The sequence below is a fragment of the Cognatiluteimonas telluris genome (assembly GCF_011320095.1).
In the GTDB taxonomy this organism is placed as follows: domain Bacteria; phylum Pseudomonadota; class Gammaproteobacteria; order Xanthomonadales; family Xanthomonadaceae; genus Cognatiluteimonas; species Cognatiluteimonas telluris.
The window spans coordinates 317,105-328,967 of the sequence record NZ_JAANOY010000002.1 but is presented as its reverse complement, the minus strand read 5'-3'; the positions used below and the strand labels follow the sequence as shown (position 1 = coordinate 328,967).

At 70.1% G+C, this 11,863-nt stretch carries 10 protein-coding genes; 5 read left to right on the top strand and 5 right to left on the bottom strand.

The window, feature by feature from the left end; genetic code table 11:
- From G7B67_RS03155 to G7B67_RS03145, 3 genes are all read right to left on the bottom strand, one after another.
- The coding region (locus tag G7B67_RS03155; RefSeq protein WP_166207664.1) for a pseudouridine synthase at positions 1-1,606 on the bottom strand (1,606 nt) is incomplete at its 3' end.
- Positions 1,603-2,487, bottom strand: a complete 885-nt coding sequence (gene scpB, locus G7B67_RS03150) for an SMC-Scp complex subunit ScpB (protein ID WP_166207661.1) — start codon at positions 2,485-2,487, stop codon at positions 1,603-1,605. The genes scpB and G7B67_RS03155, both read right to left, overlap by 4 nt.
- Positions 2,488-2,688: 201 nt before the next feature.
- A complete protein-coding gene (locus tag G7B67_RS03145) occupies positions 2,689-3,618 on the bottom strand; it encodes a segregation and condensation protein A (protein ID WP_166207658.1) in 930 nt (309 codons plus the stop codon).
- A gap of 405 nt (positions 3,619-4,023) precedes the next feature.
- Between G7B67_RS03145 and G7B67_RS03140 the strand changes: the two genes are divergently transcribed.
- A complete protein-coding gene (locus G7B67_RS03140) occupies positions 4,024-4,323 on the top strand; it encodes a YciI family protein (protein WP_166207724.1) in 300 nt (99 codons plus the stop codon).
- A gap of 49 nt (positions 4,324-4,372) precedes the next feature.
- Positions 4,373-4,630: a BolA family protein gene (locus tag G7B67_RS03135; RefSeq protein WP_243412224.1), complete on the top strand. Its 258-nt coding sequence runs from the start codon at positions 4,373-4,375 to the stop codon at positions 4,628-4,630.
- A gap of 7 nt (positions 4,631-4,637) precedes the next feature.
- Here the strand turns inward: G7B67_RS03135 and pgl are convergent, their stop codons facing one another.
- On the bottom strand, positions 4,638-5,366 hold the full coding sequence (pgl, locus tag G7B67_RS03130) for a 6-phosphogluconolactonase (RefSeq protein ID WP_166207652.1): 729 nt from the start codon (positions 5,364-5,366) through the stop codon (positions 4,638-4,640).
- Entirely contained in the window at positions 5,363-6,370 is a 1,008-nt protein-coding gene (gene glk, locus G7B67_RS03125; protein ID WP_243412220.1) for a glucokinase, read from the bottom strand. The genes pgl and glk overlap by 4 nt, the downstream gene beginning before the upstream one ends.
- A 410-nt stretch (positions 6,371-6,780) precedes the next feature.
- Here glk and smc point away from each other — a divergent pair, with 410 nt between their 5' ends.
- From smc to G7B67_RS03110, 3 genes are read left to right on the top strand one after another with little or no spacing between them, the layout of a single operon-like run.
- The gene (smc, locus tag G7B67_RS03120) at positions 6,781-10,284 is read left to right on the top strand and encodes a chromosome segregation protein SMC (RefSeq protein ID WP_166207646.1); all 3,504 of its coding nucleotides are present in this window, start codon (positions 6,781-6,783) and stop codon (positions 10,282-10,284) included.
- 24 nt (positions 10,285-10,308) lie between these two features.
- The gene (gene zipA, locus G7B67_RS03115; RefSeq protein ID WP_166207643.1) at positions 10,309-11,046 is read left to right on the top strand and encodes a cell division protein ZipA; all 738 of its coding nucleotides are present in this window, start codon (positions 10,309-10,311) and stop codon (positions 11,044-11,046) included.
- A 36-nt stretch (positions 11,047-11,082) separates the two neighbouring features.
- Entirely contained in the window at positions 11,083-11,829 is a 747-nt protein-coding gene (locus tag G7B67_RS03110; protein ID WP_166207640.1) for an SDR family NAD(P)-dependent oxidoreductase, read from the top strand.
- Positions 11,830-11,863 lie beyond the last annotated feature (34 nt).

Genomic DNA, 11,863 nt, shown 5'->3' with positions numbered 1-11,863 from the left:
GTGGCCCACCGGCCGGACGCGGCCCACCGGGCCGATTGCCCGGTCGCGGTGCGCGCGGCTTGTCCGCGTACGGATTGAAGCTGCCCGGATTGGCGTGGTCGGAGGGGAAGCTCGGCGCGTTGCCAGGATGGCCGTACGGACGCGGCGCACGCTGGCCCTGGCCGCCGCCTGGACCGCGTGGGCCGCGCGACTCGTTGAAGCCGCCTTCGCGACGCGGACCGCGCTCGCCCGGGCCATTGGCGAAACCGCCCGGACCGCGCTCGCCGCGGCCCTGGTAGCCACCGGGGCCACCGGCCGGGCGCGGACCCGGACGCGGTCCACCGGGCGGGCGTCCGGCACCGGCCGGCTTGTTGCCATAGGGCTTGCGTGGGCCGCGTGCGCCGTCGGGATTGCGATGGCCGGACGGGCCGGTCTCGACGCCTTCGGGCACGTACCAGGTGCGGAACGCGGCCGGATTGCCGGCATCGTGCCCGGCGCCCGGCTGGCGGTCGCCGCGCGGCGCGCGCTGCCCCGGCTGGCGCGGACCTTTGGGCTTGAATGCCTTGTTGACCTGCTTGGCCGCCGCTTCGCCGCTGACGGTGAGCGCGCCGTTCTTGCGCGGGCCGCCGCGTCCGCGACCGCGGTCTTCACGGACGTTGTCGAAGCGGCGCAGTTCGCGCCCTTCGTCCGCGGTGCTGTGCCCGCCGACGTAGCCGTGCGAACGATGCTGGCCGCCGACATGCACGGTCGCCTTGGCCGCCTTGCGCTGGCCGATCACCGGCTGCAGCGTCAGTGCCGACGGCGTGCCGTCTTCGAGATTCAATTCCTTGCGCAATGCCTCGACCTTGTCGGCCGCGAGCTCCTGCGACTGCCCGCGCAGCAGCGGCTGCGGCAGCTCGACCTGGCCGTAGCGGATGCGCTTGAGGCGGCTGACCTGGCAGCCCTGCGATTCCCACAGCCGGCGCACTTCGCGATTGCGGCCTTCCTTGAGCAGCACGCGGAACCAGTCGTGCGAGTCGGTGCCGCCGATGCGTTCGACGTCGTCGAACTTCGCCGGGCCGTCCTCCAGCGCCACGCCGCGGCGCAGGCGGTCGACCAGGTTGTCGGGCACCTTGTCCTGGCCCTCGGGTGCACGCACGCGGCAGACGTATTCGCGTTCGACCTCGTGCGAGGGATGCATCATCGCGTTGGCCAGCTCGCCATCGGTGGTGAGCAGCAGCAGGCCGGTGGTGTTGATGTCCAGGCGGCCGATCGCGATCCAGCGCGCGCCCTTCAATGCGGGCAGTGCTTCGAAGATGGTCGGGCGGCCTTCGGGATCCTCGCGCGTGGTGACTTCGCCTTCGGGCTTGTTGTACATCAGCACGCGGCTGGGTTCGGTCAGCGCGCTGGCGACGAAGGTGCGCCCGTCGATCTCGATCCTGTCGCCGCCCTTGACGCTCATGCCCACGGTGGCAACTTCGCCATTGACCTTGACCAGGCCGTCGGCGATGCGCTGCTCCAGCGCGCGGCGCGAGCCCAGGCCCGCCTGCGCAAGCACCTTGTGCAGGCGCTCTTCCAGGCGGGGGACTTCGGGGGTGGCGTCGCTGTCGCGCTTGAGGGTCAGCGGGCGACGTGGTTTCTCAGTCATGCATTGCTCCGGTCGCTGTCGCCGTCTTCGGCGAGGGCGGTGTCATTGGATTCGTCTTGCCAGTGGGCTGGCGATTCGTCTTCGGTGGAAGGGATGTCGGTGTGGACGTCGTCGCCCGCGTCGCTGGTTGCGTCGTCGCCGACTTCGTCGTGGTTTGGCGACTCGGTGGAAGCGTGTTCGGGATCCGTGCTTTCGGATCCGGGGTCTTCGAAACCTCCGGCATCCACGTCATCCGATCCGGCGTCTGCGTCGGCACCGTCCGCCTCGCCGCCGGCACCCGCGCTGGCCAGGTCGCCCACCGCCATGCCGCTGGACGCATCGGCGCCATCGAACTGCAGTTGCGGCTCGAGCTCGCCGATGTCCTTGAGTTCGGACAGCGGCGGCAGGTCGTCCAGCCGCTTGAGGCCGAAGTAATCGAGGAAGGCTTTCGTCGTCGCCAGGAGCTCCGGCTTGCCGGGCACGTCGCGATGGCCGACGACGCGGATCCATTCGCGCTCTTCCAGCGCCTTGATGATGTTGCTGTTGACCGCCACGCCGCGCACCTGTTCGATCTCGCCGCGGGTGATCGGCTGGCGATAGGCGATCAGCGCCAGCGTCTCCAGCGTCGCGCGGGTGTAGCGCGTCTGCCGCTCGCTCCACAGGCGCGCCACCCACGGGTGCACGTCGGCCTGGACCTGGTAACGGAAGCCCGACGCGAGTTCGACCAGCTCGACGCCGCGATCCGCGCAGCCGGCCTGCAGCGTTTCCAGCGCCAGCTCGACGCTGCCGTCGGGGGCGGGATCGTCCAGCGAGAACAGCCCGCGCAGCTGCGCCAGCGTCAGCGGCTGGTTGGCCGCGAGCAGGGCGGCCTCGACGATTCGGGTAATGAGGGTTTGATCCATCGTTTTTTTCGGACTCTGTTTGGGCCACGTCACTGGCCCGTCTCCTTGGCCGTCATTCCCGCGCGGGCGGGAATCCCGGGACGTCGTGGATTGCGTTGTTGCAGGTGATGACGGCCGGTCGGACGGTGGCGGACGAACGCCCATGGATGGCCAGGCATTCGCCGGTGAAGCCCCGCCTTTGCGGATGGGCGTTCGACAGGTTCACCGCCGCGGATCGTTCGCCGCCTCCGGCTCTTCATCGAATTCGCTCGACAGCTCCAACGCCGCCGGATGGCCTTCGCCCACCGCCAGCGACTTGACGTAGATCGGCGCCAGCGGCACTTCCTGGACGATGTCCAGCAGGTGTTCCTTGGCCAGTTCCAGCATCGCCAGGAAGGTGACCACGACGCCCAGCCGGCCCTCGCGCACTTCGAACAACGACTCGAAGCGATGGAACGCGCCGTCCTCCAGCCGCGTCAGCAGCTCGCCCATGCGCTGGCGCACGCTCAGCGCGTCACGCTTGATCGCATGCTGCGTGTACAGCTCGGCGCGCTTGAGCACGTCGTGCAGCGCCAGCAGCATCTCGCGCAGGTCCACCGGTGGCGGCAGCTTGACCGACGCGCGATCCGGGACGAACGCGCTTGCCGGGGTGGTATCGCGATCCTGGCGGGGCAGAGCGTCGATATCCTCGGCGGCCTGCTTGAAGCGCTCGTACTCCTGCAACCGGCGCACCAGCTCCGCGCGCGGGTCGCCTTCCTCGCCCTCGTCCAGGGTCGCGCGCGGCAGCAGCATCCGCGACTTGATCTCGGCCAGGATCGCGGCCATCACGAGGTATTCGGCCGCCAGTTCGAAGCGCATCGTGTGCATCGCCTGGATGTAGTCGACGTACTGGCGCGTGATCTCGGCGACCGGGATGTCGAGGATGTCCAGGTTCTGGCGGCGGATCAGGTACAGCAGCAGGTCCAACGGGCCTTCGAACGCGTCGAGGATGATCTCCAGCGCATCCGGCGGGATGTACAGGTCCTGCGGGATCTGCAGCACCGGCTGGCCGAGCACCATCGCCAGCGGCATCTCGCATTGGCGAGGCGCCTGCTGGGGCGTGGCTTCGTTGCTCTGGTCCGGGATCGCGTCGGGCGCGGTTTCGACTGTCATGCGTCAGTGGTCGTGGAACGGGTTGGCCGAAGGCCAGGCGATGGCGCTGGGAGCGCACGCGGGTGGGCGTGGCCGTGGTCTCACATGCAATCCTGCGGCGATACCGCGATTCCGACTCGTCGCGTGGCGTCCTGATCCATGCACGACGTGCGCCGCATGCGGCGGCGGACAGCTTGAAAGGTATGCAGGGGCCTGTCGCCGGTGCTGGCAGCGGATACGTCCGACGGCGGACCGGCCGGAGCGTTGCGGTGGGAAGCATGGCCGCTGCGGCCGGCTTCGAGCAATGGAGCCAAGGGTACGGGCAGCGCGCATGGGTTGTCCAGCGGGGGCTGAACGGACCGGCCTTGCGGCGGGCGGCGCCTGCGTCGACGCTACAATCCCTGCCCCTGATTGAGGCAGTCGTCCATGTGGTATGCGATCGAAGGCTTCGACGGCGACGATGTCCTGGCCCAGCGCCGCGGGGCGCGCGCCGCTCACCTGGCGCGGCTGGTGGCGCTGCGCGATGCCGGGCGGCTGCTGCTGGCCGGCCCCTGTCCGACCATCGACGCCGAGGACCCGGGTCCGGCCGGCTTCAGCGGCAGCATCGTGATCGCCGAGTTCGCGTCGCTGGCCGAGGCCCGGGTCTGGGCCGATGCGGATCCCTACATCGAGGCGGGCGTGTACCGGCGCGTCGACGTGCGGCCGTTCGTGCGCGTGCTGCCGTGAGCGTGCCGCCGTGAGCGTGCCTGCCGCCAACGCCGAGCGCGTGCTGCGCATGCGTGGACTGCTCGAAGCGGCGTTCGCGCCGGCGTCGCTGGACGTGGTCGACGACAGCCATCGCCACATCGGCCATGCCGGTGCCCGCGATGGTCTCGGGCATTTCACCATCGACATCGTCAGCGAAGCCTTCGCCGGCCAGCCACCGCTGGCCCGCCATCGCGCGGTCTATGCGGCGCTCGGCGGGATGATGGCGACCGACATCCATGCGCTCGCGATCCGCGCGCACACGCCGGCCGAACGCAGCGCCGGATGAGCCCGGGTCACGCGCACCAGTAGACGTCGAGCGGCGCACCCGGCGTGGTGAACGCGATGCGCACGGGCATCTCGCGCGGATCGGTGCCGGCCAGGGCGCGCTCGAACACCTGTCGTTTGTCCACGCCATGCAGCAGCAGAATCCGTGTTGCCGCCGGCGCCAGCCCGGCGGGCGTCAGGCTGATCCGCCGCTGCCACGGCCCGGCCCCCGGACAACCCGTGGCATCGACGGCGACGTAGGGGGTGGGACTGGCGAGCGCCTGCTGCAGCCCGTGCATGCGCGGGAACAGCGAGGCGGTGTGGCCGTCGCCGCCCATGCCAAGCACCACCACGTCCGCCGGCTGGTGGGCGCGCAGGTTGGCATCGGCGACCGCCGCCTCGATTGGCCGGCCCGCCCGCGTTAGCGTTTCGAAGCGCGCGGCCGCCGCGTAGTTGCGCAGCAGGTGGGTCTGCACCAGGTGGGCGTTGCTCTCGCTGTCGCTGGGCAGCAGCCAGCGCTCGTCGACCAGGCCGATGTCGACGCGTTCCCAGTCCAGGGGTGCCTGCGACAGCGCCCGGAACACCGGTGCCGGCGTGGTGCCGCCGGACAAAAGCAGGCGGGCGCGAAGCGGCCGATCGCCCCCCTCGGCCAGCCTGCGGCGCAATGCGCCGGCAATGCCGACGGCTGCGGTCCAGGTCCACTCGTCGTCGTTGCGGCAGGCATGGAAACGGACGTTGCGGTCGCTCGGCCGGCTCATCGGTCGGCCCGCCCCTTGGCAAGGTCGCAGGCCAGCGCGGCCGCGCCGAGCAACCCGGGTTGCTCGTGCACGATGGCAAGCGTGGGTACGCCCGCCATGGCATCCGCGTAGCGGCCCTTGGCCTCGAAGCGCCTGCGGAAACCCGACGCCTGCAACCGCCCCAGCAGCCGCGGCACCAGCCCGCCGCTCAGATAGACCCCATTCCAGGCCCCCAGCGCCAGCGCCATGTCGCCGGCGACGCTGCCGAAGATTTCGCAGAACAGGTCGATGGCTTCACGGCAGCGCGAATCGCCGGCCTCCGCGCCCGCGGTGACGTCGGCCGGTTGCATGCGCTCATCGGGACTGTCGCCTTCGATCAGGGTCAGTGCGCGATGCAGGTTGACCAGGCCGCCGCCGCTGACGAGGCGCTCGTTGGACACATGGCCGTACTGCGCGATCAGTTGTTGCAGCACCGCCACTTCGCCCGCGTTGCCGGGGGCGAACCCGACATGGCCGCCTTCGGTGGCCAGCGCCATGTAGCGGCCTTCGCGCAGCAGCAGCGCACCCACGCCCAGGCCGGTGCCCGGCCCGAGCACGGCAAAGGTACGCGAGGTGGCGTCGGCATCGGCGGCGAAGCCGACCGCGGCCGGTGCGGTTCCCACCGCCTGTACGTCCGCGTCGCGAAGCAGCCGCACCGCCATGGCCTGGGCGACGAAATCGTTGACCAGCTGCAGCGTCTTCAGGCCCAGCACCTTCTCCAGGTGCGGTCGCGACACCTCCCAGGCGTGGTTGGTCATCTGCGCCCGGTCCTGCTCGATGCGCCCGGCGATGGCGAAAACGCCGTGCTCGGCGTGGACGGCCGATTCGCGCAGGTAGCGCGCCGCGGCGTCGGCCAGCGAAGGGAAATCCGCCACCGCGTAGGGACGGATGCTGTCGGCCAGCAGCGGCTGCGCCGCGCCGGTGTCGGCCAGCGCGAAACGCACATTGGTGCCGCCGACATCGGCGAGCAGTGCATGCCGGCTCAAGAATCGCCTCGCGATGGCGCCCAACGATGGAGCATCCTTTCCCCTTGCACGGGCGCCTGTCGGCTGCGTGCGCGACCGATCCACGGCCGAACCCGGTACGCGCATCAGACGGGTGCGCGCCGCCTGCGAAGATACCAAAGCCCGGGTGAGCGGCATCTTGCCGATGGCGAATGCGCGCCGCAGGCGGTTGGCGCCCGGCGTTGCTGCCTGCGCGGGCCGGGGCGCCGCTATACTCGCCCGGGGATGTGCTGCAGTTTCCGCCGACCCTGTATGAAAAACAACGAGTTGGCGCTAGTTTTGCAAGTTGTTCCTTACCCGCGATAACCCGTTCCGCGCCATCCTTCCGAGCGCGATCCTTTCGAACACGCAGCCCGCGCCCGCCGCGCGCTGCCGGGGCCGACCACCGCCGCATGCGCCTGTCCACGATCAAGCTGTCCGGTTTCAAATCCTTCGTCGATCCGACCACGCTGCACCTGCCGACCAACATGACCGGCGTGGTGGGGCCCAACGGCTGCGGCAAGTCGAACATCATCGACGCCATACGCTGGGTGATGGGCGAGAGCGCGGCCAGCCGCCTGCGCGGCGACTCGCTGACCGACGTGATCTTCTCCGGCAGCTCGGCGCGCAAGCCGGTGTCGCAGGCCACGGTAGAACTGGTCTTCGACAATTCCGACCACACGATCACCGGCGAGTACGCCGCGTTCAACGAGATTTCGGTCAAGCGCACGGTCAGCCGCGACGGCCAGAGCAACTACTACCTCAACGGAACCCGCTGCCGCCGGCGCGACATCACCGACCTGTTCCTGGGCACGGGCCTGGGCCCGCGCAGCTACTCGATCATCGAGCAGGGGATGATCAGCCAGATCATCGAGGCGCGGCCGGAAGACCTGCGCGTGTACCTGGAGGAGGCCGCCGGCATCTCCAAGTACAAGGAGCGCCGCAAGGAGACCGAAACCCGCATCCGCCACACCCGCGAGAACCTCGAGCGCCTGACCGACCTGCGCGAGGAAGTCGGCAAGCAGCTCGAGCACCTCAAGCGCCAGGCCCGCCAGGCCGAGCAGTACCAGGTGCTGCAGGGCGAACGCAGGGTCCGCGACGCCGAGTGGAAGGCACTGGAATTCCGCGGCCTCGACGCGCGGCTGCAATCGCTGCGCGAGAAGCTGTCCCACGAGGAAACCCGGCTGCAGCAGCTCATCGCCGAGCAGCGCGAAGCCGAGCGCGAACTCGAGACCGGCCGCGTGCGCCGCGAGGACGCCGCGCAGGCGCTGAACAAGGCGCAGGCCGAAGGCTATGAAGTCGGCGGCACGCTCGCCCGCATCGAACAACAGATCGCGCACCAGCGCGAGATGGGCCAGCGCCTGCAGCGCGCGCGCGACGAAGCGCAGAGCGCGCTGGCGGAAATCGCCCAGCACATCCAGGCCGACGAGGCGCGCCTGGGCACGCTGCGCGCCGCCATCGCCGACGCCGAGCCGCAACTGGCGACGCTGCAGGCCGACGACCAGGCGCGCCAGGACGCGCTGCGCGATGCCGAGGCGAAACTCGCCGACTGGCAGCAGCGCTGGGACGCGCACGTGCGCGCGCAATCCGAAGCGGCGCGTGCTGGCGATGTCGAACGCACCCGGGTCGATTACCTCGACCGCCAGGGGCTGGACGCCGAGCGCCGGCGCGAGAAGCTGGCCGAGGAGCGTGCCGGGCTGGATCTCACGGCGCTGGCGGATGCCTTCGCCCAGGTGCAAACGCAGCACGACGCGCAGAAGCAGTCGCTCGACGCGCTGAACGCCGAAGTCGAAACCCGCAAGCAGGCTCTCGCCGCATTGCAGGACCAGCAGCGTGTCGCGCAGGCCGAGCTGGCCGACGTCCGCAAGCAGGCGCAGGCCGGCCGCGGGCGGCTGTCATCGCTGGAGACGCTGCAGCACGCGGCGCTCGGGCAGGAGCAGGGCGCCGCCACGGCGTGGTTGCAGGCGCGCGGGCTGGATTCGGCGGCGCGCGTGGGCGAGAAGCTGGTGGTCGAGCCGGGCTGGGAAAACGCCGTCGAAGGCGCCCTCGGGCAACTGATCGAAGGCGTGCTGGTGGACGCGCCCGAAGCGCTGGTCGATGCGCTGGGCGAGCTCGGCGAAGGCCGCCTGACGCTGGTGTCGCCGGACGCCGACGACGCGGCCTATGCACCGACGTCACTGGCGGCGAAGGTGCAGGGTCCGGCGGCGATCCGTCGCATCCTGTCCAAGTTGCATGCGGCCGAGACCCTGGCCGATGCGCGCGCGATGCTGCCGCAGCTGGGCGACGGCGAATCGGTGATCACCCGCCACGGCGAGCGCCTCGGCGCCGGCTGGGTGCGCGTACTGCGTTCGGGCGCCGCCAAGCAGGGCGCACTGCTGCGCGCACGCGAGATCCAGTCGCTGCACGCGGAAATCGAAGGACTGCAGCAACGCGAACACGCGCTCAACGACGCGCTGACATCGCTGCGCGATCGCCTGCTTGCCGCCGAGCAGCAGCGCGAGGATGCGCAGCGCGCGTCTTACCACGGCCATCGCAGCGTGTCGGAACTCGCGGGCCAGCTGCAGAGCCAGCAGGGTCGGCTGGATTCGGCGCGCAACCGCATCGAGCGCATCGACGCTGAAGTCGAGCAGCTGGTCGCCACCCTCGACGCCAGCCGCGAGCAGGCGCGCGAGGCGCGCTCGAAGCTGGAAGACGCCGTCGCGCGCATGGGTGAGCTGGAATCCGCGCGCCGGGCGCTCGACGAAGAACGCCGCGCGCTCGGCGACGCCCGCGACGCCGCACGCGCCAGCGCGCGCGAATCGCGCGATGCCGCGCATGCACTGGCATTGACCCTGGAGTCGCAGCGCGCGCAGGTCGTGGCGCTGGCGCAGTCGCTCGAGCGCATGGGCGGCCAGCGCGGCCAGCTTGACACGCGACTGACCGAGCTCGCATCGCAGCTGTCCGAGGGCGACGCACCGGTGGGCGCGCTGGAGCAGCAGCGCCAGGCGGCCCTGGAGGAACGCGTGCGCACCGAGAAGGCACTGTCCGCCGCCCGCGCGACACTCGACGGCATCGACAACGAACTGCGCGGGTTCGAGCAGACCCGCCACCAGCGCGACGAGCAGTCGCTCGCCCAGCGCGAGAAGATTTCCCAGCGCAAGCTCGACCAGCAGGCGCTGGCGCTGCATGCCGAGCAGCTTTCCGCGGCCGTGACCGGCGCCGGCTTCGTGCTCGACGAAGTGGTGTCGACGCTGCCCGACGACGCCGAGCTGGCCGCCTGGGAAAAGACCGTCGCCGACCTCGACGCGAAGCTGCGCCGACTCGAACCGGTCAACCTGGCCGCGATCGCCGAACACGCCGAGGCCGCGCAGCGCAAGGAATACCTCGATGCGCAGGACGCCGACCTCACCGCCGCGCTGACCACGCTCGAGGATGCGATCCGCAAGATCGACCGCGAGACGCGCGGCCGCTTCAAGGACACCTTCGACCGAGTCAACTCGGGCGTGCAGGAGCTCTATCCGCGCCTGTTCGGCGGTGGCCACGCCTACCTGGAGCTGACTGGCGAGGACCTGCTGGATACCGGCGTCGCGATCATGGCGCGCCCGCCAGGCAAGCGGGTGTCCAACATCTCGCTGCTGTCCGGAGGCGAGAAGGCGATGACGGCGGTGGCGCTGGTGTTCGCGATCTTCCAGCTCAATCCGGCGCCGTTCTGCCTGCTCGACGAGGTCGACGCACCGCTGGACGAAGCCAACGTCGGTCGCTTCACCGCGATGGTGAGCGAGATGAGCGAGCACGTGCAGTTCCTGTTCGTCACCCACAACAAGTCGACGATGGAAGCGGCGCAGCAGTTGAGCGGCGTTACCATGCGCGAGCCCGGTGTCAGCCGCCTGGTTTCAGTGGACCTCGCCGAAGCGGCGCGCCTGGCGGGCGCGGCCTGACGAACCACTCCGAAGGAGACAACGATGTCGGATGTGTTGATGTTGCGTACCGGGATACTGATCGCGGGCGTGTTGCTGATCATCGCGATCTATGTCTTCGGCCGGCCGCGCAAGCCCGGGCAGGGCCGGCGCCTGGATGGCCGCCGTGAAGGCCGCGTCGAACCGCGCCTGGACGGCAGCGACGCGGCAGCCACGCCTGGTTTCGCCGACGGCGGCGCCTATGGCGACGACGATGCCGTGGTCCAGGGCGAGATCGAACTGGAGGATGCGGGCGCACCGGGCAGCGAGCTCGGTCGCCGCGCCAGCGAGGACTTCGAGAAGATCGTGACCCTCTACATCGCCGCGCGCGCCGGCGCCAAACTCAAGGGCCCGGACATCGTGGTCGCCGCCGAGAAGGCCGGCCTCGTCTATGGCCACATGAACGTCTTCCACCGCCTGGTCGAAGGCCACCCGGAGCGCGGACCGGTGTTCAGCGTGGCCAACATCATGAAGCCAGGCAGCTTCGACATGGCGTCGATCCAGTCGCTGGAGACGCCGGCGATCGCCTTCTTCCTGACGCTGCCGGCGCCGATTGCCGCACTGGATGCCTGGGACACCATGCTGCCGACCGCCGAGCGCATGGCCGAGCTGCTCGATGGCGTGCTGCTGGACGAATCGCGCAATGCCATCGGCCGCCAGCGGATCGCGCACCTGCGCGACGAACTGCGCGCCTACGACCGCCAGCACGAGGTCGCGCCCGTCACGCGCAGTCCGCGCTGGTAGTCGTCCAATCGTTGCTTTGACGAACCGGGGCGACACATGAAACGACTCGATGGACGCATCGCGCTGGTGACCGGCGCGTCTTCCGGCATCGGCGAGGCAACGGCCATCGCGCTGGCGCAGGCCGGTGCCCGGGTTGCGATCGCCGCACGCCGCGTCGATCGCCTGCAGGCGCTGGCCGAACGCCTGCGATCGCTGGGCGCCGAGCCGCTGGTGCTCGAGGCCGACCTGCTTGACGAGCACGTCGCGCAGCAGATCGTCCGCGACACCGAGAGCCATTTCGGGCAACTCGACATCCTGGTCAACAACGCCGGCGTGATGTACCTGGAGCCGGTCGCCGAAGCCGACCTCGGCCGCTGGCGGCGGATGCTCGAGCTCAACGTGCTGAGCCTGATCGCCTCGACGCAGGCCGCCCTGGCGGGCATGAAGTCGCGTCGCGATGGCCACATCGTCAACATCGCCTCCACCGCCGGCCGCATCGCCAATCCGAACGCGGCCGCGTATTCGGCCACCAAGTTCGGCGTGGTTGCGTTTTCCGAGGCGCTGCGGCGCGAGGTGTACGCCGACAACATCCGCGTCAGCGTGATCGAGCCTGGCGTGGTGCAGACCGAATTGCGCGACCACATCGGCCATGCCGCCACCCAGGCCAACCTCAACGCCTGGGCCGGCGCGATGCGCCAGCTGCAATCCGAAGACGTCGCCGATGCGATCGTGTTCTGCGTCACCCGGCCGCCGCACGTCAACGTCAACGAAATCCTGATGCGACCAACCGACCAGGAGCGCTGACCGGCGACGGAAGCCGACGGCCGGCGCCGGTAGA